Genomic DNA, 25661 nt, shown 5'->3' with positions numbered 1-25661 from the left:
GCCGCGCGGACCTACGATGACCTCTGGCGCGCGGTCGGTCACGTCTGTGATCTCTTCACTGACGAGGAATGCTACAACTTCTTCAAGGCTGCAGGCTATGAAACCGATTAGACGCAACCCGCTCTAGCATAAAGCAACGCCAGATCGTCACCGGTCAGCACCGCCGGCACCGGGTCGTGCCCGACCAGCGCCGCGGCGGCGCGCAGCACCTCGCGGTCGGCCCGCTCGGCGCGCCAGCACCGGTACAGGACCCAGCCCGCCGACGCCCCCAGCACCAGCGCCGTCAGCCCGAAAGAAAGCTTTGCCAGCCCGTTCTGACTGAGCAGCCCGGCCGACGCAAAGATCAGCGCCGTGCCCAGAGTGGCCATGCCCCGTGGCCGCAATCGGACACCGTCGCCGGGCAGATCAGCCACAGAAGCCATCCCGAACCGCAATTTTCAGACCCCGTTGGTAAACGCAACGCCCCCTGTCTGACGCAGAAAGCTTAAGGGCGACTTAACGACGGCACGAGACACACGTCAAGGTTGTGCCTGGTCAGCCTGAGTGGCCGAAACGGGCCAGGAAAAACCCATCCCCCTCGTCAGATACCGGCCAACGGGCTGTGAAAAAATACTTCCAACCTACTGTTTCTTCTGTAAATTTTTTGATCACACTCTCGTTTTCCGGGCGCAGCAGAGAACAGGTGGCATAGGCCAACTCGCCCCCCGGGGCGACCAGCGCAGCGGCCTCTTGCAGGATGGCCAGTTGCAGCCGCGTCAGTTCGGTCAGGCGATCCGGGTCCAGCCGCCACTTGGCATCCGGGGCCCGCCGCCAGGTGCCGCTGCCCGAACATGGCACGTCGCACAACACCAGGTCATAGGGGGCATGGCGCGCCACCTGTCCCGGCGCGAGGCAATGCACCTGCACCCCGGCCCGCGCCGCCCGCGCCGGCAGGTCCTTCATCCGCCCGACGTCGGCGTCATGGGCATACCACGTCGCCTCGGCCCGCGCGGCGAGCGCCAGCACCTTGCCGCCGCCGCCGGCGCAATAGTCCAGCACCCGCGCGCCCGTCGGCACGTCAAGCGCCGCCATTGCCGCCTGGCTGCTGCCATCCTGCAGCTCGACACCGCCATCTAGATAGGCCGCCGAACGGGCCACGCGGCGGGCGTTTCGTGTCACCCTCACCGCGGTGGGCGCGATTGTGACGGGCTCTGCTTCGATATCATCTTGTGACAGTTTTTCAATCACTTGTGGAACGGAGTTGATCCGTTCATTCACCCGCAAAATCACCGGCGCACGCTGACGCAACGCCTGCGCCGCGGCCTCGGCCCCGTCGCCCAGCGAGGCGCGGAACGCTTCTACCAGCCAATCGGGCATATCCATGCGTTCGCCATCGCTTTCCGGTGCCCGCCCGGCTTGGCGTTCGGCGGCGTCCAGCGGCGGCGGGGCGTGCCCGGCACCGGTGAACAGCGTGTCAGGGTCACTGCCCGCCGCGCGCAATGCGCCGAACATCAGCCCGCGCCCGGTTTCGGCCCCGCCCAGACAGGCATAGGAGCGCCGGCAGCGCAGCGCCTGAAAGACGTGATCGCGCACCGCCGCGCGGTCGCCCGAACCGGCATAGCGCGCGCCCCGTGCCCAGCCGGTCAGCGCCTGCTCGGCCGGCTGACCGTCAAGGACGGCGTCCAGTACCCCGATGGCCGCGGCAACGCGCGCGCCGGGGGTCATGAAGTGACCTCAGGAACGCAACGCAAGCCACGGAAACAAAACGATTTACCCGATCCGGTAGTTCGGGCTTTCGCGGGTAATTTGGACATCATGCACATGGCTTTCCTTCAGCCCCGCGCCGGTGATCCGCACAAAGCGGCAGCCGGTGCGCATCTCATCGACGGTGGCGCAGCCGGTATAACCCATCGCCGCGCGCAGGCCGCCGACCAACTGATGCAGGACCGTGCTGGCCGCGCCCTTGTAGGGCACCTGCCCCTCGATCCCTTCGGGGACCAGCTTGTCGCTGGCGGCGTCCTTTTGGAAATAGCGGTCGGCACTGCCGCGGGCCATCGCCCCCAGCGACCCCATGCCGCGATAGGCCTTGAAGCTGCGGCCCTGGTAGAGGATCACCTCGCCCGGGCTTTCGTCGGTGCCCGCCAGCATCGAGCCGACCATCGCGCACGACGCCCCCGCCGCGATTGCCTTGGCGAAGTCGCCGGAATACTTGATGCCGCCGTCGGCGATCACCGGCACGTCACCGGCCGCCGCGGCGCAATCCATGATCGCGGTCAACTGCGGCACGCCGACCCCGGCGACCATTCGCGTGGTGCAGATGCTGCCCGGCCCGATGCCCACCTTGACCGCGTCCGCGCCCGCGTCGATCAGCGCGCGCGTCGCCTCGGCCGTGGCGACGTTGCCGGCAACGATCTGGACCTCGTTCGACAGGGCCTTGGCCCGCTCGACCGCCGCCGCGACCGAGTCGGAATGGCCATGCGCGGTGTCGATGACGATCATGTCGACGCCGGCATCCACCAGCGCCTGCGACCGGGCAAAGCCGTCATCCCCCACGGTCGAGGCCGCAGCCACCCTGAGCCGGCCAAGATCGTCCTTGCAGGCGGTCGGGTTCAGCACTGCCTGCTCGGTATCCTTGAGCGTCAGCAGGCCGGTCAGCTTGCCCTCGGCGTCGGTCACCAGCAGCTTTTCGATGCGCCGGGCCTTCATCATCGACTTGGCCTCATCGCGGTCGGCCGGCTCGTGCAGGATGGCCAGGTCATCCGAGGTCATCATCACATTCACCGGCGTGTCGTCGGAGGTGGCAAAACGCATGTCGCGGTTGGTCACGATGCCCACCACGCGGCGGTTTTCATCGACCACCGGAAAGCCGGAGAAACCGTAGCGTTCGGTCAGGGCACGGGCGTCGGCCAGGGTCTGGTCAGGCGTCAGCGTAACGGGGTTGTAGACGATGCCCGATTCGAACCGCTTGACGCGGCGCACCTCGCGCGCCTGCTGCTCGATCGTCAGGTTACGGTGAACCACCCCCATGCCGCCCGCCTGGGCCATGGTGATGGCCATCTGCGATTCGGTCACCGTGTCCATGGCCGAGCTGAGCAGCGGGATATTGAGCGCGATCGAGGCGGTCACGCGCGTGCGCGTGTTTGCGGTGCTCGGCATTACCGAGGACCGGGCCGGAACCAACAGCACGTCATCGAAGGTCAGCGCCTCACGAATCTCCATCGTCTTTCTCCTGCGCGGGATCGTTTGGCGCTTCCCTATTACACGGATCGGGGCGGGGCGAAAGGGCCTATTCGGGCGGGCGTCCGCGCGCCACGGTGGACAAAGCCGCGCCGGCGTGACAGTGCCGGGGACACCGTTACAGCCCGGCCGGCGCCCGCCGGCACCCCATCCCGCAAGGCGACCCCGACCATGACCGCACTCAATATCGCCCGAACAGACGACCTTGACCGCGTGCTGCGCCTGGTGGCCGACCACCACGCCGAAAGCGGCGTCGAGCAGAACCCGGAGGCGCGCCGCGCCGCCATCCTGCCGCTGCTCGAGGGCTCGCCCCACGGGGTGATCTATCTGATCGGCCCGGCGCGGGCGCCGATCGGCTATGTGGCGGTGTCGTTCGGCTGGTCGATCGAGTTCGGCGGCATGGAGGGGGTGATAGACGAGTTCTACATCCGCCCCGGCGTGCGCGGGCGCGGCATCGGCACCGAGGTCATGCACACCCTGCCCCGCGGGCTGGCAAAGGCGGGGCTGAAGGCGATGCATCTGGAAATCGGACGCGACAGTGCCGGCGCGCGCAGGGTCTATGAAAAGCTGGGCTTTCAGGCGCGAGAGGCCAACGGGCTGATGACGCGGCGGTTCTGAGGCGGGTGATCCTGTCGCGGCAGCCGGGGATATACGAAATGGACAGGCCCGCGCCACTGGCAATTCGCCGCGGCCCGATTATCTTGGTTGCATGACCTTTTCGATCCCGTTCGATAATTCCTATGCCCGGATGCCGGCACGGTTTTACACCCGTATCGACCCCAAGCCGGTGGCCGCGCCGCGGCTGATACGATTCAACCGTGCGCTTGCGGCCGATCTGGGCATTACCCCCGGCGATGACGACGAGATGGCGCGCGCCTTTTCCGGCAACGCCGTACCCGAGGGCGCCGAACCGCTGGCGCAGGCCTATGCCGGGCACCAATTCGGCGGCTTTTCCCCGCAACTGGGCGACGGGCGCGCCAACCTGCTGGGCGAGGCGGTGGCGAACGGCAAACGCTTTGACATCCAGCTAAAGGGGTCCGGCCCCACCCCCTATAGCCGCATGGGCGACGGGCGGGCCTGGCTGGGGCCGGTGCTGCGCGAATACGTGCTGAGCGAGGCGATGCATGCGCTGGGCATCCCCACCAGCCGGGCGCTGGCCGCCGTGACCACGGGCGAACCGGTCTGGCGCGAACAAGGCGCCCTGCCCGGTGCGGTGCTGACCCGCGTGGCGGCAAGCCATATCCGCGTTGGCACCTTCCAGTTCTTCGCTGCGCGCCGCGATGTCGAGGGGCTGAAGGCGCTCTACGACTACACGGTTGCACGCCACTATCCTGACGCCTCCGACGCGGCCGATCTGTTGCAGGCGGTGGTCGAGCGGCAGGCGCGGCTGGTGGCGCAGTGGATGGCGGTGGGGTTCATCCACGGGGTCATGAACACCGACAACACCACGCTTTCGGGCGAAACCATCGACTATGGCCCTTGCGCCTTTATGGACAGCTATCACCCCGACACGGTCTATTCGTCGATCGACGCGCATGGGCGCTATGCCTATTCCAGCCAGCCCGACGTGATCGTGTGGAACATGGCGCAGCTTGCCACCGCGCTGGTGCCGCTGATGCCGGATGCCGAGGTGGCGGTAGAGCGTTTCACCCGGATCGTGCATGCCATGCCCGCGCTGATCCGGGAAGAGTGGCTGACGCTCTTTCGCCGCAAGATCGGCCTTGGCACCGCGCAAGACGGGGACGAGGCGCTGATCGGCGACCTGCTGACGCGCATGGCGGAAAACCGCGCCGATTTCACCAACACGTTCAGGGCGCTGGCCACCGGCGGGCCGGCGCGCGACCAGTTCCTGAACCCGGCCGCCTTTGACGAATGGGAAACCGCCTGGCGCACCCGGCTGAAGGCCGAGGAGGACCCACAGGCGCGGATGCGCGCGGCCAACCCCGCCTTCATCCCGCGCAACCACCGGGTCGAGCAGATGATCGCGGCGGCTGTCGAGGGCGATTTCGCTCCCTTCAACCGCCTGCTGGAGGTGCTTTCAAACCCCTACGACGATCAGCCCGACGCGGCCGATCTGGCGCGTCCGCCGGCACCTTCGGAAGTGGTGAAACAGACATTTTGCGGCACATGACGGGACGGCACGCATATGGGATGATTGCAGCGGGCGCGCGCCCGTCACTTGCGTCGGCGGCGGAAAAGGCGCGGGTTGCGGTCAACGAATTCGTCGATCAGGCTGGCCAGTCCGCCGCGCGACCGCTCCTTGAGATAGGCAAACCCCGTCGCCACCCCGATCAGCGCGCCGATGGCATCGACGATAAGGTCGCCCATCGTGTCCTTCAGCCCCGATTTCTGCATGTTCAGGCCAAAGGCCTGGTCCATGGCGAATTCGAATATCTCCCAAGCGGTGCCGATGGTGATGGCAAAGCAGAAACCGAAAAAAGACACGGCAATGGGCGGCGCGGCATAACGGTCGCCCTGGAACATCATGAAGACCAGCACGAAACCGATGATGCCAAAGCCCACCGCCGAGGTGCCGTGCATGGCGATGTCCCACCACCAGAACCGTTCGTAGAAATCGAACACCTCGCCCAGAAACAGCGTACCGCCCACAAAGATCACCATGGCGGCGATGAACGACGGCGGCACATGCACCTCGGCCCAGCGCGCCACGAACACCGGCGCCAGCGACAGCGACAGCGTCGCCGTGGCGACAAAGGCCAGTTCGAGCCGCAGCTGTACCAGCGCAGCCAACACAACACCGGCCAGGGCCAGCCAGATCGCACGGGCCAGCCATGTCTGATCGGCGAACATGGGGGATACCCCTTTCATCTGCAGATGCGTTCGGGGGTGATATGACACCTGCACGACTGAGAATTGCAACCTACAACCTGCAGAAATGTGTCGGCATCGACATGCGCCGGCGGCCCGACCGCACGCTTGGGGTGATCAAGGCGCTCGATGCGCAGATCGTGGTGCTGCAGGAGGCCGACAAGCGGCTGCCACCCCGCCCCGCCGCCCTGCCCCAGGACATGGTCGAAGCCGAGGGCTGGCGCATCCCCGATTTCGGCAATCCCGGCGGATCGATCGGCTGGCACGGCAATGCCATGCTGGTGCACCCGGACCTGGCGCTGCGCGCCACCCAGCATATCGAGCTGCCGGGACTGGAACCGCGCGGCGCGATCCTGGCCGAGTTCGACACCGCGCTGGGGCCGCTGCGCGTGGTCGGGCTGCACCTGGGGCTGGTCCGGCGCTATCGCCTGTTGCAGATGAACGCGATCCGCCGCCACCTGGCGCTGCTGTCGCCGATGCCGACGGTTCTGGCCGGCGATTTCAACGAATGGCGCAGCGCCGGCGCGCTGGAGGCGGCTAGCGGCGATTTCCGGTTCGCCGTCACCCCGCCCAGCTTTCCCGCGCCGCGCCCCGTGGCCCGGCTGGACCGGATCGGCCTGTGCGCCGGCCTGCGCAGCGATGCGACAGGTACGCTGACCGCCAAGCCCGCGCATATCGCATCCGACCACCTGCCGGTCTGGGTAGATCTGAGCGCGGCAAAGACATAGAAGGCCCTGAAAGGCAGCGCAGTCGTCTGTTTCTGGATGCTTTTATCCGGACTGCGCGACATCGCGCAAAGGGCGTCGCCCGACCGCAGGCGGGGGGAGACGCCCCCGCCCATGGGGGCGGGCGGGGGCTGCCCGGCGTGCCGCCGGGCCATTCATTCGGGATGGAACGACCGGGTGACCCCGGTCAGGCCGCCTTGGCGCCCGAATTGCGCCGATTCCTGCGCGGCCGGCGCGGGGCATTGCCCGGCTTGGCCGAGTTGAAACCACCGCCACCGCCACCGCCCTTGCGGCGCTGTCTGCCCCGCGACGGGGCCTTGGGGTCGGGCATCTGTTCCCACGCCTCGCCCGAGGCCACGGGGATCGGCATGCCCATCACCTTTTGGATGTCGCGCAGCTCGCCCATTTCGTCCGGCGCGCAGAACGCGATCGCGGCGCCATCGCGCCCGGCGCGCGCGGTCCGGCCGATCCGGTGGACATAGTTCTCTGCGACGTTCGGCAGTTCATAATTGTAGACGTGCTTGACGTCGGGGATATCAAGCCCCCGTGCCGCCACATCGGTGGCGACCAGCACCCGCACCTCGCCCGAGCGGAACGCCTTGAGCGCACGTTCGCGCTGGCCCTGGCTCTTGTTGCCGTGGATCGCGGCGACAGAGAAACCTGCCGCCTCCAGCCGCCGCGCCAGCTTGTCAGAGCCGTGCTTGGTACGGCCGAAAACCAGCGCCAGTTCGTCGCGGTGGCCATCCAGCAGCCGGATCAACAGGTCCGGCTTTTCGGCCTTGGCGACGAAATGCACCGCCTGGGTGATCTTGTCGGCGGCCTTGCCCGGCGGGCTGACCTGCACGCGGCGGGGATTTTCCAGATAGCTCGATGCGATTTCTTCCATCTGCTTGGGCATGGTGGCCGAAAACAGCATCGTCTGCCGGCCCTCGGGCAGCATCCGCGCAATCTTGCGCAGGGCGTGGATGAATCCCAGGTCAAGCATCTGGTCGGCCTCATCCAGCACCAGGAAGCGGGTCTGCGACAGCGTCAGCGCCTTGCGGTCCAGCAGGTCCAACAGCCGCCCCGGTGTCGCCACCAGGATGTCGGTGCCACGGGCCAGGCGGTTGATCTGGGGCACGATGCCCGCGCCACCCACGACGACGCCGATCTTGATCGGAGAGTCCATCACCAGCGGCAGCAGCGCGTCGCGGATCTGGCCCGCCAGTTCCCGCGTCGGCGCAAGGATCAGGCTGCGCACGGTCTTGGGCTCAGGCTTGGAGCGCATTTCCATCAGTTTCGCCACCAGCGGCAGGCCAAAGGCCGCCGTCTTGCCGGTGCCGGTCTGCGCCAACCCCATGACGTCATGGCCGTCCAGCGCGTGCGGGATCGCCTGCGTCTGAATCGGTGTCGGTTCGGTGATACCCTGAGCTGCCAGTTTTTTTACCAGCGGGCCAGGCAGGCCCATTTCCTGAAACAGGTTCAAATTTCTTCCTTCCATGCATGGTCCGAAATCGGGCGCATACATTTTGGGCACGGCGGCGCCGGCCCAGTCTTCGTGGTCTCGCCGGACCGCCCGCGCATGGCCTCATCGCCGTTGCGCTGGTCTGGCGTCTGGCCCCACGCGTGATTTTGGGAACATGCAAACGACACTCGGTTTTGTTTCGCACCGCGCTTTCGGCGGTCTGACTGCTCACGCGGCAGGAGTGTCGGTTGCACGTCAGATGAACCCTGCGCCGCCTCCTGTCAACCGTTTGCTGCCAATGATCCCGAAAAACGGTGGAAACGGTGCCCGCTTCGGGCTATCCAAGATGCTCGACATCCCTCCCCGCTGCCCGACGACGAGCGCCCCATGAACGACACCATCACCGACCGCTGCGAGGCCAAGGGGCTGCGCATGACCGGCCAGCGCCGCACCATTGCTGCGGTTCTGGAAGAAGCCGACGATCATCCCGACGTCGAAGAGCTGTACACCCGCGCGGCGGCGCGCGATCCCGGCATTTCGATCGCCACCGTCTATCGCACCGTCAAGCTGTTCGAAGAGGCGGGTATTCTGGACAAGCTGGAATTCGGCGATGGGCGCGCACGTTACGAAGATGCCGAGCGCGAACACCACGACCACCTGATCGACCTGCAATCGGGCGAGGTGATCGAATTCGTCGATCCCGACATCGAGGCGCTGCAGGAACGGATCGCGCAAAAGCTGGGGTATACGCTCAAGGGTCACAAGCTGGAACTATACGGCGTGCCGCTGAAAAAGAACTGACCGGCCAGGATTCGGGCCAGAGTTCGGGCCAACCCCGGCAGGTACGCGCGACCGGATGGGTTGAGCCTGGCGCCGAAATGCGCCAATGCGGCATGGCGGGCGTAGCGGCGCCCTGCCCTCTTCTTGCAAAGGCCGCGCCATGCAGAACGTTCACGGCATCCTTCTGGTCATCATCTCGATGGCGGGCTTTACCGTCGAGGACATGTTCATCAAGCAGCTTTCGCAAAGCCTGCCGGTGGGCCAGATCCTGATCATGCTGGGCTGCGGCAGCGGGGCGGTATTCGCGGCCCTGTCAGGAGGGCGGGCAATTTTCGCGCGCGCCGCATGGCAGCCTCTTTTCGTGCTGCGGGCACTGGCCGAGGCGACGGCGGCGATGGCCTTTGTCACCGCGCTGTCACTGGTCGACATCTCGGTCGTGGCGGCGGTGTTCCAGGCAACGCCGCTTTTCATCACCATGGGCGCGGCGCTGTTCCTGGGCGAAGAGGTCGGCTGGCGGCGGTGGAGCGCGATCAGCCTGGGGTTCATCGGCGTGCTGATGATCATCCGACCGGGGCTGTCTGGGTTCGAGCCGGCGGCGCTGTTCGTGCTGATCTCGGTTGCATCGGTGGCCGCGCGCGACCTGATCACGCGCCGCATCGACGTGGCGGTTTCGTCTTTCGTGGTCTCGTTCCAGGGTTTTGCCGCGCTGGTGCCGGCGGGGATTGTGTTGTTGATGCTGGGCGATGCCGGGCCGCAGGCCATCAGCCCCACCAGTGGTGCGATGATCCTGGGCGCCGTGGTCTTTGGCGCGGCGTCCTATTACGGCATCGTGCAGGCGATGCGCATCGCGGATGCCGCCGTCGTCACCCCGTTTCGCTATACCCGGCTGCTGTTTTCGCTGGTGGTTGGCGTCATCGTCTTTGGCGAACGGCCCGACACGATGACACTGCTGGGCGCGGGGCTGGTGATCGGCACCGGGCTATATACCTTCGTGCGCGAACAGCGGCTGGCGCGGCGCAAGGCCTGACCAGACCGCGCATGCGGGATCGACGCGCCGCAGTTGCATTCGCGCCTGAACATGCTAGGGGACAGCCAAAATCCCGCCATCCAGTTCAGGAGATCCCATGAGCATCATCATCGACATCCACGCCCGCGAAATTCTTGACAGCCGGGGCAACCCCACGGTCGAGGTCGATGTGGTTCTCGAAGACGGCACCATGGGCCGCGCCGCCGTGCCCTCGGGCGCATCGACCGGCGCGTATGAGGCGGTCGAGCGGCGCGACGGCGACAAGTCGCGTTATATGGGCCGCGGCGTTCTGGACGCCTGCGCCGCCGTCAACGGCGAGATCGCCGACATGCTGGCCGGGTTCGACGCCACCGAGCAGGTGGCGCTGGACACCGCGATGATCGAACTGGACGGCACCGACAACAAAGGCCGGCTGGGCGCCAACGCCATCCTGGGCGTGTCGCTGGCCTGCGCGCACGCGGCGGCCGATTTTACCGCCCAGCCGCTTTACCGCTATGTCGGCGGCACCTCGGCCCGGCTGCTGCCGGTGCCGATGATGAACATTCTCAACGGCGGCGAACATGCCGACAACCCCATCGACATCCAGGAATTCATGATCATGCCGGTCTCGGCCGGGTCGCTGCGCGAGGCAGTGCGCATGGGGGCCGAGGTGTTCCACACCCTCAAGGCCGAGCTGAAATCGGCAGGCCTGTCCACCGGTATCGGCGACGAGGGCGGCTTTGCCCCCAATATCGCCTCGGCGCGCGAGGCGCTGGACCTGATCGCGAAATCCATCGAAACGGCGGGTTACCGGCCGGGCAAGGACATCTTTCTCGCGCTCGACTGTGCCGCCACCGAGTATTTCCGCGATGGCCGCTACGAGCTGAAGGGCGAAGGCCTGTCGCTGACCTCCGAGGAAAACACCGCCTATCTGGAGGCGCTGGTAAAGGATTACCCGATCATCTCGATCGAGGATGGCTGTTCCGAAGACGACTGGGACGGTTGGTGCGCGCTGACGCAGGCGCTGGGCGACAAGGTCCAGCTGGTCGGCGATGATCTGTTCGTCACCAACCCCGAACGCCTGGGCCAAGGCATCGAGCGCGGCGCGGCCAACGCCATGCTGGTTAAGGTCAACCAGATCGGCACCCTGACGGAAACGCTGCAGGCGGTCGAGATGGCCCACCGGGCGGGCATGCGCAACGTCATGTCGCACCGCTCGGGCGAGACCGAGGACGCCACCATCGCCGATCTCGCCGTCGCCACCAATTGCGGGCAGATCAAGACCGGGTCGCTGGCGCGCTCGGACCGGCTGGCCAAGTATAACCAGCTGATCCGCATCGAAGAGGCGCTGGGCGAAACCGCCGAATATGCCGGGCGCAGCGTTCTGAAATAAGACGTTTCGTCACGGCGGTCACACCCGCCGCAGGCCGGGCTTCAGCCCGGCCGAATTCGCCCGGACGCCGGAAAATGGGGAAGCCGAAGGCGAAGCCGGGCTGAAGCCCGGCCTACACTCGCCCCCCCTACCAGCGCCCCGTCGCCGCGCGGGCGATCAGCCGCAGCCGGCTGATGGCCGGCGCCGGTTCCAGCCGGCCCTCGGCCACGCGGGCCGGCTCCGCCCGTGCCGCTGCCAGCACCGGCCCGGCGGGCCACACCGCCAGCAGCGCCGGGCGCGCCGCGCGCGGCACCTGCCCCCGCGCCTTGCGGGCGCGTGACAGTTCCCCAAGCCCCTCTTCGGCCAGCGCGCACATCGCCTTTGCCCGGTCATCGACCAGCGGCGCGCGGTTTGCGGCGCTCAGCGCGGGCACCGCGCGCAGCCAGTTGGCCAGCCCCTGCGCATAACCCGCCGCGTGCACCGGCCCCTCTGGCACGGCACCATCCAGCGCCCGCGCCGCCACCAGCAACAGGTTGCCCGTGGTCGCGGCAATATGGGCGCGAAACGCCTGCAGGTCGGCAAAGGGTTCGCGATGGATGTCCCAGCGCCGCGCCTCGACCAGCGCGTCAAGCAGCGCCACATCCCCTGCCCCGACCGCCTGTGCCAGCGGCGTCGCGACCTCGTGGCGGCGCACCGGCCCGCCTGCGGCGATCTCGGCCAGCGCGTCGCGCCACCATTGCAGCCGCATCTCGGCGATCAGCGGTTCGGCCGTGACCCAGGGCGCGCGCGCCACCTCGACGTTGAAGGCGTAGATCGGGAACAGCCGTTCGCGCGCCGCCACCGGCGCCGCCATGACGGCGCGAAACCGCTCGGGATCGGCGCGGCGGACGATCTCGGCGCAGGCCGCGATATCGTCAGGCATCGCGCAAGAGCTTCCACTCTATGGCGTCGAGCAGCGCCTCGAACGAGGCGTCGACTATGTTCGGGCTGACCCCCACGGTCGACCAGCGCCGCCCCTGCCCGTCTTCGCAGTCGATGATGACGCGGGTCACGGCCTCGGTCCCGCCCTGGGTGATGCGCACCTTGAAATCCACCAGCCGCATGTCGTCGATGGCCGACTGGTACTTGCCCAGATCCTTGGCCAGCGCCTTGGACAGCGCGTTGACCGGACCCCTGTCAGAGCCGCTGGCATCGACCGATTCCGACACCGACATCGTCTTTTCGCCGTCGATCTTGACCACGACGACCGCCTCGGACATCGAGACCATCTGGTTGTGCTTGTTCTTGCGCCGCTCGACGGTGACCTTGTAGCGCTTGACCTCGAAAAACTGCGGCATCACCCCCAGTTCGCGCTGCGCCAGCACCTCGAAACTCGCTTGCGCACTGTCATAGGTATAGCCGCGTTCCTCGCGTTCCTTGACGCGCTGCAGGATGCGCGCCAGCGCCGGGTCGCCGCGTTCCACCTCGACGCCCGCATCGGTCAGCCGCTGGCGCAGGTTCGACTGCCCGGCCTGGTTCGACACCGGGATGACGCGGGCGTTGCCCACCGCCGCCGGGTCGATGTGTTCATAGGTCGTCGGGTCCTTGAGGATGGCACTGGCGTGCAGCCCGGCCTTGTGGGCGAATGCGGCGGCGCCGACATAGGGGGCCTGTTTCATCGGCACCCGGTTGAGAATGTCGTCAAGCTGTCGGCTGGCGCGGGTCAGCCCGGTCAGCGCCTCTTTCGTGACCCCGATATCATAGGCCGAGGCATAGGGCTCCTTGAGCAAGAGCGTCGGGATCAGCGTCGTCAGATTGGCGTTGCCGCAGCGTTCGCCAAGGCCGTTCAGCGTGCCCTGCACCTGCCGCGCCCCGGCATCGACGGCGGCCAGGCTGCCGCCGACCGCGTTTTCGGTGTCGTTATGGGTATGGATACCGATATGAGAGCCGGGGATGCCGGTGGCGATGACCGCGCTGGTGATCTCGCCGATCTCGCCCGGCAGGGTGCCGCCATTGGTGTCGCACAGCACGATCCAGCGCGCACCGGCATCATGGGCTGCGCGCAGACAGTCCAGCGCATAGGCAGGGTCGGACTTGTAGCCGTCAAAGAAATGCTCGGCGTCAAACAGCGCCTCGCGCCCCGATTTCACCAGATGGGCCACGGATTGCGCGATGTTGGCGAGGTTTTCGTCAAGCCCGATCTCCAGCGCCGTGCGGACGTGGAAATCATGGGTCTTGCCGACCAGGCAGACGGCGGGCGTACCGGCGTTCAGCACCGCCGCCAGCACCTCGTCGTTTTCGGCCGAGCGACCGGCGCGCTTGGTCATCCCGAAGGCGGTCAGCGTGGCGCGGGTTTCGGGCGCCGGGTCGAAAAAGGCGCTGTCGGTGGGGTTGGCACCGGGCCATCCGCCCTCGATATAGTCGATGCCGAGGCTGTCGAGTGTCGCGGCGATCTGGCGCTTTTCGATGGTGGAGAACTGCACGCCCTGGGTCTGCTGCCCGTCGCGCAACGTGGTGTCGTAGAGGTAAAGGCGTTCACGGGTCATTGCAGTTCCTTCCCGCCCTGGCCTGTGTGCCGGGGCCTGCCCCGACCACAGAGCCGGGGCCGCGCGCTGCCGAAAAAGAGGTCCCGGATCAAGTCCGGGACGGGGTTTGGGCTTTTCGCCCGCTGGTCATCTGCGATCCGGCTCACCCATGCGAAAGGGCGGCGCCCGGCCCGGCGGGGTGGGCGCAAGGCGCCCGCCCCGTGGGGGGCGGGTCGGGCGCCGCCCGGCGTATCCGCCGGGCGGGAGGGTTGTGAGGGGCTACGCGTCATTTCAGGGTTTCCAGCTTGGAGGGATCGAAGTCGGGGCCCGGCACCAACTCCACGCCGTCTTTCGACATCCGCACTTCAACACCCGCATCGGCCAACGCGGCCTTCAAACTATCTGCTTGGGAAAAATCCTTGCTCTGCATCGCCTGCAGGCGCACCGTGTGCAGCTTGTCCGCCAACTCGCCAAGCCCAGTGCCTTCTGGCAGGCGCGCCCACTCTGGCACGTCGTCCCCCATCAGGCCCAGGAACTGAAGAGTGTGGCGCAATGTTGTTATGTCATCTGCATGAGAAAGCTGATGACACTCAGCAATCGCTCCCGCTGTGTTGAGGTCATCAGACAACGCCGTTTTTACAGAATCGTATGGATCGCCAGTTCCGACGCCCTGCACCGCTTGGGCGTACCACTTCCTGAGCGTCTTCTCCGCCTCCCGCGCCTTCTCCGCCGTCCAGTCCATCGGCTTGCGGTAATGCGTGCTCAGGAAGACGAAGCGGATCACCTCTCCCGGCACGCCCTGGTCCAGCAGGTCACGCACGGTAAAGAAATTGCCCAGGGACTTGGACATCTTCTTGCCCTCGACCTGCAGCATCTCGTTGTGCAGCCAGTAGCGGGCGAACTTGCCCTCGGGATGGGCGCAGCAGCTTTGGGCGATCTCGTTCTCGTGGTGGGGGAACATCAGGTCGTTGCCGCCGCCGTGGATGTCAAAGCTCTCGCCCAGCAGCTCGTAACTCATGGCCGAGCATTCGATGTGCCAGCCCGGCCGCCCCCGGCCCCAGGGGCTGTCCCAGCCCGGCAGATCGGGGGTGGATGGCTTCCACAGCACGAAATCCATCGGGTTGCGCTTGTAGGGTGCGACCTCGACCCGCGCGCCGGCGATCATGTCATCGACCGTACGCCCTGACAGCTGCCCGTATTCGGCATAGCTTTCGACGGCGAAGAGAACGTGACCCTCGGCCTCATACGCGTGGCCGCTGGCGATCAGGCCCTCGATCATCCTGATCATCTGCGGAATGTATTGCGTCGCGCGGGGCATCGCGTCGGGTTCCAGCGCCCCCAGCGCGCCCATGTCGTCCAGAAACCACTGCGTCGTTTCGGCGGTGATCTCGGAAATGGGGCGCCCGGTCTGGGCCGCCCGCGCGTTGATCTTGTCGTCAACGTCGGTGAAGTTGCGCACATAGGTGACGTGATCGGCGCCGTATTCATGGCGCAAAAGACGGTAAAGTACATCGAACACCACCACCGGGCGGGCGTTGCCCAGATGCGCCCGGTCATAGACCGTCGGCCCGCAGACATACATCCGCACGTTTTGCGGATCGAGCGGGGTGAACGTCTCTTTCGTCCGGGTCCTAGTGTTGTAAAGCCTGATGGTCGTCATGAAAGCCCTCGCGCACGCGTTGCCGCGGCGGGCTTATCAACTGGTTGGCAAAGATGAAACAGAAGACCGGCCCGCGCGACGTATGTCAGCGGATAATGCAGCAGCAAATGATGATGGCGGTTCCGGTCATGGCGGCGACACTAGGCGCGCGAACGGCCGCGGTCAAGCGCCCGAAGCGCTGGCATGTTCCGTTTGCGACATCTGTCGCGTTCGGGACAGACCGGCCAAAGGGAATCGGTTTTTCCTAGATATTGGGATCGCAGGGAGGCGGGCCATGACGCCAACAAGCGTTATTGTTCTGATCGAACGCACCATCGGTGCGACGCGCGGCAAGGCGGCGCGCGGTCGCCCGGGCCTGGGCTGACAACCACGCCCCGGACCCACGCGACAAGAGGACACAGCAACAGATGACACAACAGCTCGCCCGCCGCAGCGGTGGCCGTGCCGCACGCCACGCTGCACGCACCGCCCCGCCCGAGGCATCGCAGCGCGCCATCCGCCCCGGCATGGAATGTCGGGCGCTCAACGTGCTGTCCGAAACCGACATCGAGAAAATCCACCAGGCCGCCCTGACCCTGCTCGACGAGGTCGGCCTTGCCGACGCGCCCGAAAGCGGCGTCGCCCACCTGACCCGTGCCGGCGCGGTGCTGGGCGATGACGGGCGGCTGCGCTTTCCCGCCGCCCTGGTCGAGGACACGATCGCACGCGCCAACCGCGAGATCACGCTTTGCGGCCGCGACCTGCGCCACGATCTGAAACTGGGCAACGCGCGGGTGCATTTCGGTACCGCCGGCGCGGCGGTCAGCCTGGTCGATGTCGACGGGCGGTCCTATCGAGACAGCACGCTGGCCGACCTGCACGACGCCGTGCGCATCGCCGACCGGCTGGACAACATCCATTTCGTGCAGCGCCCGATGGTCGCGCGCGACCTGTCCGACAACCGCGAGATGGACCTGAACACGCTTTACGCCTGCTGTTCGGGCACGACCAAGCATGTCGGCACCTCGTTTTCCGACCCGGCCAACGTTCCCGACGCGCTGGCGCTGCTGCACATGATTGCGGGGGGCGAGGCCGCCTGGCGCGAACGCCCCTTCGTCAGCAACTCCAACTGCTTCGTCGTCCCGCCGATGAAGTTCGCCACCGAGGCCTGCCAGACGATGGAGGCCTGCATCGAGGGCGGCATGCCGGTGCTGCTGCTCTCGGCAGGGATGGCGGGGGCCACGACGCCCTCGACCATCGCGGGCGCAATTGCGCAGTCGGTGGCCGAATGCCTGGCCGGGCTGGTCTATGTGAACGCCGTGTGCCCCGGCGCGCCGGCGATCTTTGGCACCTGGCCTTTCGGGCTCGACCTGCGGTCGGGGGCGATGACCGGCGGATCGGGCGAACAGGCGCTGCTGACGTCGGGCTGCGCGCAGATGCACCGCTATTACGGCTTGCCGGGGGGCGCGGCAGCAGGGATGACCGACGCCAAGCTGCCCGACATGCAGGCCGGATGGGAGGCGATGTGTTCAAACGTCATGGCCGGGCTTTCGGGGCTCAACATGGTGTACGAGGCGGCAGGCATGCATGCCTCGCTTTTGGGGTTCTGCCACGAATCGCTGATCCTGGGCGATGACCTGATCGGCCACGCCCTGCGCTGCGTGCGCGGGATCGAGGTGGATGACGAAACCCTGGCGCTGGACCAGGTGCGCGAGGTCTGCCTGGGCGGACCGGGGCATTACCTGGGCACGGCCCAGACGCTCAAGCGGATGCAGAGCGACTATGTCTATCCCGCCACCGCCGGGCGCATGTCACCCAAGGAATGGGCCGAGACCGGCAAGCCCGACCTGAACGCCGCCGCCACCGCCCGCAAAGAGGCGATCCTGGCCGAGCGCGACCCGGCCCGGTTCGACCCGGCAACGGATACCGCGATCCGCGCGCGTTTTCCCATCCACCTGCCAGCCTGAGCAGGTGGGCAAACCGGGGCTTGACCTTTCCCCTGCTGGAAGGGGCTAAAAGGGGGCGCGCCAAAGATGGGCGCGCCCCCGAGCGCTGCAGAAAGGCCCCGAATGAACGCCAGAGCCGTGATCTATCCCGCCGCGATCCTGCTGGTCGCGGGCGGTGTCTATCTCTTTTCCAAACCCGACGCCCCGCCGCCCGCGCCGCAAACCTCCGCCGGCACGGCGATGGTCGCCGTCACGCTGCCCGACACGCTGGCGGGCAAGGCCGCGCTTGGCAAGGCCGCGTTCGAGGCCAACTGCGCCAGCTGCCACGGCAAGGATGCCGCCGGCCACCTGGGCAAGGGGCCACCGCTGGTGCACCGCATCTATGAACCCGGCCACCATGGCGATACCGCATTCCTGATGGCCGCCAACCGGGGCGTGCAGGCGCATCACTGGGAATTCGGCAACATGCCCCCGGTCGATGGGCTGACCAAAGCCGACATCGCCAATATCGTGGCCTATATCCGCGAATTGCAGCGCGAGAACGGGATCGAGTGAGAGCGGTAAGCACCTGACCAGAAAACTGCGAGCATGCGACCGCACAGGCGGGCGCATGCCCGGCTCGCAAGCGGGCCGGACGAAAACGGTTCAATCGGACACCATGCCCTCAGCCCTCGCCGAGCCGCGCCAGGATCGCGGTTGTGTCGACCTCGCTTCCCTCACCCAGTGCCCCGGCCACCCGCCCGCGCCCGCCGCCCAGACGGGTCGCGACATAGCCCTCTGCCACCGCCGCCGGGGCCTGCCCCAGCAGCGCCGCCGCCGTCAGCAGCGTGGCCAGGCTTTCGACGAATGCGCGCGCCTGGCCCTCGTTTGGCAGCGTGGCAAAGCGCGCGCGATGCGCCGCCAGCGCCGCATCATAGCGGCGGTCGCGGCCGGTCATGGCGTCAAGTTCGGCATCGACCGCATCGGCAGCGGCCGGCATCCGCGCCAGCGTGCGCAATATGTCCAGGCAGATGACGTTTCCCGACCCTTCCCAGATGGAATTGAGCGGCGCCTCGCGGTACAGCATCGGCATCGCGGTGTCCTCGACATAGCCCATGCCGCCCATCACCTCCATCGCCTCGTAAATGATGTTGGGGCACAGCTTGTTGCCCAGGAACTTGGCCAGCGCCACGCCCAGCCGGGCAAAGGCGCGGTCCTCTTCGTCCGCGCCGTCAAAGGACCGCGCCACCCGCATACCCAGCGCCAGCGTGCCCTCCCAATCCAGCGCCAGGTCGGCCAGCACGACCCGCATCAAGGGCTGGTCGATCAGCCGGCGCTGGAACGCACTGCGGTGGCGCACCCAGTGCAGCGCCTCGGCCAGCGCGGCGCGCATCAGACCGGCGGGCGCCATCGCGGTATCGAGGCGGGTGTGGTGAACCATCTCGATGATGGTGCGCACGCCCTCGCCCTCGTTCCCCAGCCTGTGCGCCAGCGCGCCGGCGTACTCGATCTCGGCCGAGGCGTTGGCGCGGTTGCCAAGCTTGTCCTTCAGCCGCTGGATGCGAATGGCGTTGCGCCCCGTTTCCAGCCAGCGCGGCACCACGAAACAGGTCAGGCCACCGGGGGCCTGCGCAAGGGTCAGGAACCCATCCGACATCGGCGCCGAGCAGAACCACTTGTGCCCGGTCAGCCGCCAGCCATCATCGGTGCGTTCGGCCCGCGTGGTGTTGGCGCGCACGTCCGATCCGCCCTGTTTTTCGGTCATCGCCATGCCCATCGTCGCGGCGCTCTTTTCCGCCAGCGGCCGGATCAACGGGTCATAGCCGCGCGCGGTCAGCTTCGGCCCCCATTGCGCAAAAAGCCCCGCATCGGCCCTGAGCGCCGGCACCGCGGCATAGGTCATCGTCATCGGGCAGCAAACGCCCGGCTCGACCTGGGTGGTCAGATAGACCATCGCGGCATGGGTGGCGTGACCGCCCGCCGCGCCCTGCCAGGGAATGGCGGCATAGCCCCCCTCCAGCCCCGCCGCCATCAGCCGGTGCCAGGCGGGGTGAAACGCCACCTCGTCCAGCCGCCGCCCACCTGCGTCGAACAACACCGCCTCGGGCGGGTGGTGGTTGGCATCGCGGCCAGCCTGGCGCATCTCGGCGCGGCCCAACATGGCGCCATAGCCCGCCAGATGCGCCACATCCGCCCCGGCGGCGGTAGCATGGTCGCGCAGCGCCGCGTCGCCCGCCCACAGGTCGACATCATCGCGCGCGGGCGGCTGGTTGGTCACCTCGTGGGTCGACAGGTCGTCACTGGGCGGCAATTGTGGCATGAAAGACTCGCTCCCGCCCTGATGCTAGCGCGACCGACCCCAACCGGGAAAGGGGGATTCACAAATCCATCCGTCTGTGGCAGGGTTTAGCGATCCGCCCAGCAAGAGGCGGCACAAGAGGCAGAGTGCAAACCCGATGACCACCTTGAACCGGCCCGCCCTTGGCGCGATCGTCTATGTCCTGATCGTTCTGGGCATGGTGGTCTATTTCACCTTCGCCGCCGTGCGGGGCGACTATGGCATCTTTCGCCGGGCCGAAATCGAGGCCGGGGAAAAGGCGCTCAAGGTTCAGCTCGACCGGCTGGAAACCGAACTCGCGCGGATGGAAAACCTTACCCGGCGCCTCTCTGACGATTATCTCGACCTCGACCTGCTGGACCAGCAGGCGCGCGACGTGCTGGGCATGATCCGCGCCGACGAGATCGTGATCCGCTAGGGCGCCTCTCACCCCACCCCAACGCAGACATCCCGGCAAGAGCCGCTTGCCACCGCCGCGCATGCGGGCGACACTGTCATGCGCGCGGGGGCGAAACAATTTCCCCTCGCCAGATGCGCTTTTCTCGTGTTATGGATAGTTTAACGCTAAACTATCTCGAAACCGGAGGAGGACGCCGCCAATGGCCGCCCGGAAAACCTCAAGAAAACCAAACATTTCCGCAGACGAACTGCGCCAATTCTACCGCGACATGCTGCTTATCCGCCGATTCGAGGAAAAGGCAGGTCAGCTATACGGCATGGGCCTGATCGGCGGGTTCTGCCACCTCTATATCGGGCAAGAGGCGGTTGTCGTCGGGCTGGAAGCAGCGGCCGAGGAAGGCGACAAGCGGATCACCACCTACCGCGATCATGGCCACATGCTGGCCTGCGGGATGGACCCCAAGGGCGTGATGGCCGAACTCACCGGACGCGAGGATGGGTATTCCAGGGGCAAGGGCGGGTCGATGCACATGTTCTCGACCGAAAAGCACTTCTACGGCGGGCACGGCATCGTCGGCGCCAACGTGCCGCTGGGCGCGGGGCTGGCCTTTGCTGACAAGTACCTGGGCAATGACCGCGTGACATTCACCTATTTCGGCGACGGCGCGGCCAACCAGGGCCAGGTCTATGAGACCTTCAACATGGCGGCGCTGTGGAAACTGCCGGTGGTGTTCGTGATCGAGAACAACCAGTACGCCATGGGCACGGCGCAGCGGCGGTCGACCTCGACCCCCGACATCCACACGCGGGGCGAGGCATTCGGCATCCCCGGCGAGGCGGTTGATGGCATGGACGTGCTGGCGGTCAAGGCGGCGGGCGAAAAGGCGGTGGCGCACTGCCGCGCCGGCAAAGGGCCCTATATCCTTGAGGTCAAGACATACCGCTATCGCGGCCATTCCATGTCCGACCCGGCCAAGTACCGCACCCGCGAAGAGGTGCAGAAAATCCGCGAGGAAAAGGACGCCATCGAACATGTGCGCGACCTGCTACTGTCGGGCGGTCATGCCAGCGAGGACGACCTCAAGACGATCGACAAGGAAATAAAGGCCATCGTCAACGGGGCCGCAGATTTCGCCAAGGACAGCCCCGAGCCCGCCGAGGCGGAGCTCTGGACCGACATCATCGCCGACGCGGCGCCGCAGAACGCGTGAGAGGGAGACGACCGAGATGCCAACCGAAATTCTCATGCCCGCCCTGTCCCCGACGATGGAAGAAGGGACGCTTGCCAAATGGCTGGTGAAAGAGGGTGACACCGTCGCCGCCGGCGACATTCTGGCCGAGATCGAGACCGACAAGGCGACGATGGAGTTCGAGGCCGTCGACGAGGGCACCATCGGCAAGCTGCTGGTGGCCGAGGGCGCCGAGGGCATCAAGGTCAACGCCCCCATCGCCGTGCTGCTGGAAGAGGGCGAAAGCGCCGAGGACATCAGCACCGCCCCGGCCGCCGAGGCAGAACCCGAAACTGACCGGGCCGAAAAGAACGACGAGGTCCCGGGTCAGGCCCGGGGCGCGAGCGGCTCTGCCCCGGCAAAGGCCGCCGCGCCAGCCGAGGCAGAAGCGGCTGGAGGTCCCGCATCGGGTGCGAGACAGGTACAGCCTGCGTCTGAACCCGACTGGCCCGAGGGCACGCCGCTGAAAACCATGACCGTGCGCGAGGCGCTCAACTCGGCCATGGCCGAGGAGATGCGCCGCGATGACACCGTGTTCGTCATGGGCGAAGAGGTGGCCGAATACCAGGGTGCCTACAAGATTACTCAGGGGCTGCTGGATGAATTCGGCGCCAAGCGCGTGGTCGATACGCCGATCACCGAGCACGGCTTTGCCGGCATCGGGGTAGGTGCGTCCTGGGGCGGGCTGCGCCCCATTGTCGAGTTCATGACCTTCAACTTTGCCATGCAGGCCATCGACCAGATCATCAACTCGGCCGCCAAGACGCTGTATATGTCGGGCGGGCAGATGGGCAGCCCGATCGTCTTTCGCGGCCCCAACGGCGCCGCCGCGCGCGTCGCCGCCCAGCACAGCCAGGACTATGCCGCCTGGTATGCGCAGGTGCCGGGGCTGCGCGTGGTTCAGCCGTGGTCGGCATCCGACGCCAAGGGCCTGCTGAAAACCGCGATCCGCGATCCCAACCCGGTGATCTTTCTGGAAAACGAAATCCTCTACGGCAAGAGCTTCGACGTGCCCGACATCGAGGATTTCACCATCCCCTTTGGCAAGGCCATGGTCGAACGCACGGGCGAGGACGTAACCATCATCAGCTTTGGCATCGGCATGACCTACGCCATGGAAGCCGCCGAAAAGCTGGCGGAAGAGGGCATTTCGGCCGAGGTGATCAACCTGCGCACGCTGCGTCCGCTCGATTACGACACGGTTATCGCCAGCGTGCAGAAAACCAACCGCTGCGTCACTGTCGAAGAAGGCTGGCCCGTGGGCTCGATCGGCGATCACATCGCCTCGGTGCTGATGCAGCGCGCCTTTGACTGGCTGGACGCGCCGGTGGTCACCTGCACCGGCAAGGACGTGCCGATGCCCTATGCCGCCAACCTTGAAAAGCTGGCGCTGACCTCGACCGCCGAGGTGATCGAGGCGGTGAAGCAGGTCACCTACAGGTAGCGCCGATGCCATACAGCGGCCGCCCTGCCCGGCCGCCATTCGACCAGATGACGTGATTGAGGAACGCTGAGATGCCAACGGAAATCCTGATGCCCGCCCTGTCCCCGACGATGGAGGAAGGGACACTTGCCAAGTGGCTGGTGAAAGAGGGCGACACCGTCGCCGCCGGCGACATTCTGGCCGAGATCGAGACCGACAAGGCGACGATGGAATTCGAGGCCGTCGACGAGGGCACCATCGGCAAGCTGCTGGTGGCCGAGGGCGCCGAGGGCATCAAGGTCAACGCCCCCATCGCCGTGCTGCTGGAAGAGGGCGAAAGCGCGGACGACATCAGCGCCGCCCCGGCCGCCGAGGCGGTACCCGAAACTGACCGGGCCGAAAAGAACGACGAGGCCCCGGGTCAGGCCCGGGGCGCGAGCGCACCCGAGCCGGTGCAGGCCGCCCCTGCCCCCGCAGCGCCCACCGGCGACAAGGGCGAACGTATCTTTGCCAGCCCGCTCGCGCGTCGCATCGCCGCGCAAAAGGGGCTCGACCTGAATCAGGTCGCGGGCTCTGGCCCGCATGGCCGCATCGTCAAGGCCGATGTCGAGGGCGCCAGCACCGCACCTGCGCAACCGGTTGAAAAACCCGCCGCCGCACCCGCCACCGCTGCCTCTGCACCGGCCGCCCCGGCAGGGCCTTCGGCGGATGCCGTCGCCGCGATGTATGAGGGGCGCGAATACGAAGAGGTCAAGCTGGACGGCATGCGCCGCATCATCGCGGCGCGCCTGACCGAGGCCAAGCAGACGATCCCGCATTTCTATCTGCGCCGCGATATCCGGCTGGATGCGCTGCTGGAATTCCGTGGCCAGCTCAACAAGCAGTTGCAGCCGCGCGGCGTCAAGCTGTCGGTCAACGACTTCATCATCAAGGCCTGCGCGCTGGCGCTGCAGGCGGTGCCCGACGCCAACGCCGTCTGGGCCGGCGACCGGGTGCTGAAGCTGAAGCCATCTGACGTGGCGGTGGCTGTCGCGGTCGAGGGCGGGCTTTTCACCCCGGTGCTGAAAGATGCCGAGATGAAGTCGCTGTCGGCGCTGTCGGCCGAGATGAAAGACCTCGTCGCCCGCGCCCGCGACCGCAAGCTGGCACCCCATGAATACCAGGGCGGCAGCTTTGCCATCTCGAACCTGGGCATGTACGGGATCGACAATTTCGACGCCGTCATCAACCCGCCCCATGGCGGCATTCTGGCGGTGGGTGCCGGGGTGAAAAAGCCGGTTGTGGGCAAGGATGGCGAACTGACGGTGGCCACGGTCATGTCGGTGACACTGAGCGTCGATCACCGGGTTATCGACGGCGCGCTGGGGGCCAAGCTGTTGCAGCACATCGTCGACAACCTCGAACACCCGATGGCGATGCTGGCCTGAGGCCGGTATCAGCGAAACGGCAGGCGGCAACGCCGGGTGCGCGGCTTCATCTTCCCCGCTGCCCAGCTTTCCGCCGCCAGGTTGACCTGCGTCAAATTCACGTCCCTGCATCCGTACTAAGCCCTGAACAACCGAATGAAAGGACACAGATATGGACTGGAAAGCCGCCCTCAAACACACAAGCTCGATCCTTGGCCCGATGCGCAAGGAACAGGCCGATGTCGCCAAGGGGTTTCACGACCTGCACAACGCCTCGCTGGCCGAGGGCGCGCTTGGAACCAAGGAAAAGGAACTCATCGCGCTGGCCATCGCGGTGTCCAAGCAATGCGCCGATTGCATCGGCTTTCACGTCAAGGCGGCGATTCGCGCCGGCGCCACCCGTGAAGAGGTGGCCGAGACCGTGAATGTCTGCGTGATGATGAATGGCGGACCGGGCTATATGTACGGCGCCAAGGCGATCGAGGCCTACGACCAGCTCGCTTGACGGGAACGTGATCAAAAAAATGGTGCCTGCGCGCCACGGCGCGGGCCAGAATTTACCTGCCCGGTCTCGACATGCCTGCCCGGGAAAGGTACCCCTGAAAGACGTTTTTAGGCCTGTTGGGGGACAGTTTTGCGTATAAGATCGAAATGCACTTGGGCAAACGCCGCAAGGACGGTGATTTTTGCCCTGGCGACTGGCGCGATGGCCGTGCCGGCATCGGCGCAGGGCCGGTCCGATGTACCGGGAACGCGCAGCGATACCAGCACGCTCGATTCTGCCTGGTCCGAGGCCGCCGCCAGCGGCAGCGGCGTGCGCGTGGTGGCCCCGCCCAAGCTGTTCGACAAGGCGTTTCGCGATGCCTCGATCGCGCGCCATGCCGAAGACATCGCCAAGCTGACACAGGCGTTCGTCGACCTCGGCCCCGATGTCGACCCCAGAGAGGCGGCGCGCGCCGCGCGAGTCGTCTATACCTATGTCGATCAGCTGGTCGTTGAATACGAGATCGAGGATTCGCCGCTGGTGCACAACACCAAGGTGAATTTCGGCCAAAAGCCGCGCGGCCTGTGCTGGCACTGGGCGCATGACCTCGATATCCGCCTGCAGATGGAGCGGTTCAGAACCCTGGAAATCCACCGTGCCATCGCCAACTACAACAATATCCGGCTGGAACACAGCACCACCCTTCTGGGGCGGCGCGGCGGCGCGATGGAAGATGCCATCGTGCTGGACCCTTGGCGCGAGGGCGGCAAGCTGACGTGGAAGATCGCGCGCGAGGATACGCGTTACAACTGGACCCCGCGCGACGAGGTTTTCGCCTACAAACGCCAGATGAAGGAACGCCAGGCGAACGCCGAACACCGGACCACCGAACGCCAGGACCGCTGAGGAAATCCTGTGCCCCGGGTCAGGCCCGGGGCGACA

23 protein-coding genes are annotated in these 25661 nt (G+C 66.5%); 14 read left to right on the top strand and 9 right to left on the bottom strand.

Features of this window, described 5'->3' with window-relative positions:
- Positions 1–107 precede the first annotated feature (107 nt).
- From DL899_RS14365 to guaB, 3 genes are all read right to left on the bottom strand, one after another.
- The gene (locus DL899_RS14365) at positions 108–413 is read right to left on the bottom strand and encodes a hypothetical protein (RefSeq protein WP_162685588.1); all 306 of its coding nucleotides are present in this window, start codon (positions 411–413) and stop codon (positions 108–110) included.
- 121 nt (positions 414–534) lie between these two features.
- Positions 535–1704 (bottom strand): RsmB/NOP family class I SAM-dependent RNA methyltransferase, encoded by a 1170-nt coding sequence (locus DL899_RS14360; RefSeq protein ID WP_111735053.1) that lies wholly within the window; start codon positions 1702–1704, stop codon positions 535–537.
- A 45-nt stretch (positions 1705–1749) separates the two neighbouring features.
- Entirely contained in the window at positions 1750–3198 is a 1449-nt protein-coding gene (guaB, locus tag DL899_RS14355) for an IMP dehydrogenase (protein WP_111735052.1), read from the bottom strand.
- 189 nt (positions 3199–3387) lie between these two features.
- Here guaB and DL899_RS14350 point away from each other — a divergent pair, with 189 nt between their 5' ends.
- Both DL899_RS14350 and DL899_RS14345 read left to right on the top strand, forming a co-directional pair.
- Positions 3388–3834 carry a GNAT family N-acetyltransferase gene (locus DL899_RS14350; protein ID WP_111735051.1) on the top strand — a complete coding sequence of 149 codons (447 nt, stop codon included), beginning with the start codon at positions 3388–3390 and terminating at the stop codon, positions 3832–3834.
- A 91-nt stretch (positions 3835–3925) separates the two neighbouring features.
- A complete protein-coding gene (locus tag DL899_RS14345; RefSeq protein ID WP_111735050.1) occupies positions 3926–5347 on the top strand; it encodes a protein adenylyltransferase SelO in 1422 nt (473 codons plus the stop codon).
- Positions 5348–5391: 44 nt separating this feature from the next.
- Here DL899_RS14345 and DL899_RS14340 read toward each other — a convergent pair whose 3' ends face one another.
- Positions 5392–6027, bottom strand: a complete 636-nt coding sequence (locus DL899_RS14340; RefSeq protein WP_111735049.1) for a DUF2238 domain-containing protein — start codon at positions 6025–6027, stop codon at positions 5392–5394.
- A 41-nt stretch (positions 6028–6068) separates the two neighbouring features.
- Between DL899_RS14340 and DL899_RS14335 the strand changes: the two genes are divergently transcribed.
- Entirely contained in the window at positions 6069–6773 is a 705-nt protein-coding gene (locus DL899_RS14335; RefSeq protein ID WP_111735048.1) for an endonuclease/exonuclease/phosphatase family protein, read from the top strand.
- A gap of 184 nt (positions 6774–6957) precedes the next feature.
- Here DL899_RS14335 and DL899_RS14330 read toward each other — a convergent pair whose 3' ends face one another.
- Positions 6958–8235 (bottom strand): DEAD/DEAH box helicase, encoded by a 1278-nt coding sequence (locus DL899_RS14330; protein ID WP_420820987.1) that lies wholly within the window; start codon positions 8233–8235, stop codon positions 6958–6960.
- Between the two features lie 366 nt (positions 8236–8601).
- Between DL899_RS14330 and DL899_RS14325 the strand changes: the two genes are divergently transcribed.
- From DL899_RS14325 to eno, 3 genes are all read left to right on the top strand, one after another.
- On the top strand, positions 8602–9015 hold the full coding sequence (locus tag DL899_RS14325; RefSeq protein WP_111735047.1) for a Fur family transcriptional regulator: 414 nt from the start codon (positions 8602–8604) through the stop codon (positions 9013–9015).
- A 139-nt stretch (positions 9016–9154) separates the two neighbouring features.
- Entirely contained in the window at positions 9155–10021 is an 867-nt protein-coding gene (locus tag DL899_RS14320; protein WP_111735046.1) for a DMT family transporter, read from the top strand.
- Positions 10022–10118: 97 nt separating this feature from the next.
- Positions 10119–11393, top strand: a complete 1275-nt coding sequence (gene eno, locus DL899_RS14315) for a phosphopyruvate hydratase (protein WP_111735045.1) — start codon at positions 10119–10121, stop codon at positions 11391–11393.
- 127 nt (positions 11394–11520) lie between these two features.
- Here the strand turns inward: eno and DL899_RS14310 are convergent, their stop codons facing one another.
- From DL899_RS14310 to cysS, 3 genes are all read right to left on the bottom strand, one after another.
- Positions 11521–12294 (bottom strand): squalene/phytoene synthase family protein, encoded by a 774-nt coding sequence (locus DL899_RS14310; RefSeq protein ID WP_111735044.1) that lies wholly within the window; start codon positions 12292–12294, stop codon positions 11521–11523.
- A complete protein-coding gene (gene cimA / locus DL899_RS14305) occupies positions 12287–13897 on the bottom strand; it encodes a citramalate synthase (protein ID WP_111735043.1) in 1611 nt (536 codons plus the stop codon). The genes DL899_RS14310 and cimA overlap by 8 nt, the downstream gene beginning before the upstream one ends.
- 265 nt (positions 13898–14162) lie before the next feature.
- Positions 14163–15536, bottom strand: coding sequence for a cysteine--tRNA ligase (gene cysS, locus DL899_RS14300; protein WP_111735042.1), 1374 nt, complete (start codon positions 15534–15536; stop codon positions 14163–14165).
- 407 nt (positions 15537–15943) lie between these two features.
- Between cysS and DL899_RS14295 the strand changes: the two genes are divergently transcribed.
- Together DL899_RS14295 and DL899_RS14290 are read left to right on the top strand one after the other, a co-directional pair.
- A complete protein-coding gene (locus DL899_RS14295) occupies positions 15944–17482 on the top strand; it encodes a trimethylamine methyltransferase family protein (RefSeq protein ID WP_111735041.1) in 1539 nt (512 codons plus the stop codon).
- 102 nt (positions 17483–17584) lie between these two features.
- The gene (locus DL899_RS14290) at positions 17585–18016 is read left to right on the top strand and encodes a c-type cytochrome (RefSeq protein ID WP_111735040.1); all 432 of its coding nucleotides are present in this window, start codon (positions 17585–17587) and stop codon (positions 18014–18016) included.
- A gap of 109 nt (positions 18017–18125) precedes the next feature.
- Here DL899_RS14290 and DL899_RS14285 read toward each other — a convergent pair whose 3' ends face one another.
- Entirely contained in the window at positions 18126–19760 is a 1635-nt protein-coding gene (locus DL899_RS14285) for an acyl-CoA dehydrogenase family protein (RefSeq protein WP_111735039.1), read from the bottom strand.
- Between the two features lie 136 nt (positions 19761–19896).
- On the opposite strand from DL899_RS14285, the gene DL899_RS14280 reads away from it, so the two are divergent.
- The 6 genes from DL899_RS14280 to DL899_RS14255 all read left to right on the top strand — a co-directional run bounded on the left by DL899_RS14280 (position 19897) and on the right by DL899_RS14255 (position 25625).
- Positions 19897–20196: an FtsB family cell division protein gene (locus DL899_RS14280; protein ID WP_111735038.1), complete on the top strand. Its 300-nt coding sequence runs from the start codon at positions 19897–19899 to the stop codon at positions 20194–20196.
- Between the two features lie 181 nt (positions 20197–20377).
- Positions 20378–21388: a pyruvate dehydrogenase (acetyl-transferring) E1 component subunit alpha gene (gene pdhA / locus DL899_RS14275; RefSeq protein WP_111735037.1), complete on the top strand. Its 1011-nt coding sequence runs from the start codon at positions 20378–20380 to the stop codon at positions 21386–21388.
- Positions 21389–21404: 16 nt separating this feature from the next.
- The gene (locus tag DL899_RS14270; protein WP_111735036.1) at positions 21405–22850 is read left to right on the top strand and encodes a pyruvate dehydrogenase complex E1 component subunit beta; all 1446 of its coding nucleotides are present in this window, start codon (positions 21405–21407) and stop codon (positions 22848–22850) included.
- A gap of 71 nt (positions 22851–22921) precedes the next feature.
- The gene (locus DL899_RS14265) at positions 22922–24256 is read left to right on the top strand and encodes a pyruvate dehydrogenase complex dihydrolipoamide acetyltransferase (RefSeq protein ID WP_111735035.1); all 1335 of its coding nucleotides are present in this window, start codon (positions 22922–22924) and stop codon (positions 24254–24256) included.
- Between the two features lie 151 nt (positions 24257–24407).
- Entirely contained in the window at positions 24408–24740 is a 333-nt protein-coding gene (locus tag DL899_RS14260; protein ID WP_111735034.1) for a carboxymuconolactone decarboxylase family protein, read from the top strand.
- Between the two features lie 174 nt (positions 24741–24914).
- Positions 24915–25625, top strand: a complete 711-nt coding sequence (locus DL899_RS14255; RefSeq protein WP_111735033.1) for a hypothetical protein — start codon at positions 24915–24917, stop codon at positions 25623–25625.
- The last annotated feature ends 36 nt before the right edge of the window (positions 25626–25661 follow it).

This window comes from Roseovarius amoyensis, from assembly GCF_003260265.1.
Classification (GTDB): domain Bacteria; phylum Pseudomonadota; class Alphaproteobacteria; order Rhodobacterales; family Rhodobacteraceae; genus Roseovarius; species Roseovarius amoyensis.
This window is presented reverse-complemented; position numbering and strand designations above follow the sequence as displayed.

Coding starts and splice junctions, on each gene's coding strand:
- DL899_RS14325 (WP_111735047.1), top strand. CDS start 8,602: ATGAACGACACCATCACCGACCGCTGCGAGGCCAAGGGGCTGCGCATG.
- DL899_RS14320 (WP_111735046.1), top strand. CDS start 9,155: ATGCAGAACGTTCACGGCATCCTTCTGGTCATCATCTCGATGGCGGGC.
- DL899_RS14360 (WP_111735053.1), bottom strand. CDS start 1,704: ATGACCCCCGGCGCGCGCGTTGCCGCGGCCATCGGGGTACTGGACGCC.
- DL899_RS14335 (WP_111735048.1), top strand. CDS start 6,069: ATGACACCTGCACGACTGAGAATTGCAACCTACAACCTGCAGAAATGT.
- DL899_RS14350 (WP_111735051.1), top strand. CDS start 3,388: ATGACCGCACTCAATATCGCCCGAACAGACGACCTTGACCGCGTGCTG.
- DL899_RS14280 (WP_111735038.1), top strand. CDS start 19,897: ATGACCACCTTGAACCGGCCCGCCCTTGGCGCGATCGTCTATGTCCTG.
- DL899_RS14260 (WP_111735034.1), top strand. CDS start 24,408: ATGGACTGGAAAGCCGCCCTCAAACACACAAGCTCGATCCTTGGCCCG.
- DL899_RS14295 (WP_111735041.1), top strand. CDS start 15,944: ATGACACAACAGCTCGCCCGCCGCAGCGGTGGCCGTGCCGCACGCCAC.
- DL899_RS14345 (WP_111735050.1), top strand. CDS start 3,926: ATGACCTTTTCGATCCCGTTCGATAATTCCTATGCCCGGATGCCGGCA.
- DL899_RS14285 (WP_111735039.1), bottom strand. CDS start 19,760: ATGCCACAATTGCCGCCCAGTGACGACCTGTCGACCCACGAGGTGACC.
- DL899_RS14290 (WP_111735040.1), top strand. CDS start 17,585: ATGAACGCCAGAGCCGTGATCTATCCCGCCGCGATCCTGCTGGTCGCG.
- eno (WP_111735045.1), top strand. CDS start 10,119: ATGAGCATCATCATCGACATCCACGCCCGCGAAATTCTTGACAGCCGG.
- pdhA (WP_111735037.1), top strand. CDS start 20,378: ATGGCCGCCCGGAAAACCTCAAGAAAACCAAACATTTCCGCAGACGAA.
- cimA (WP_111735043.1), bottom strand. CDS start 13,897: ATGACCCGTGAACGCCTTTACCTCTACGACACCACGTTGCGCGACGGG.
- cysS (WP_111735042.1), bottom strand. CDS start 15,536: ATGACGACCATCAGGCTTTACAACACTAGGACCCGGACGAAAGAGACG.
- DL899_RS14270 (WP_111735036.1), top strand. CDS start 21,405: ATGCCAACCGAAATTCTCATGCCCGCCCTGTCCCCGACGATGGAAGAA.
- DL899_RS14265 (WP_111735035.1), top strand. CDS start 22,922: ATGCCAACGGAAATCCTGATGCCCGCCCTGTCCCCGACGATGGAGGAA.
- guaB (WP_111735052.1), bottom strand. CDS start 3,198: ATGGAGATTCGTGAGGCGCTGACCTTCGATGACGTGCTGTTGGTTCCG.
- DL899_RS14310 (WP_111735044.1), bottom strand. CDS start 12,294: ATGCCTGACGATATCGCGGCCTGCGCCGAGATCGTCCGCCGCGCCGAT.
- DL899_RS14340 (WP_111735049.1), bottom strand. CDS start 6,027: ATGTTCGCCGATCAGACATGGCTGGCCCGTGCGATCTGGCTGGCCCTG.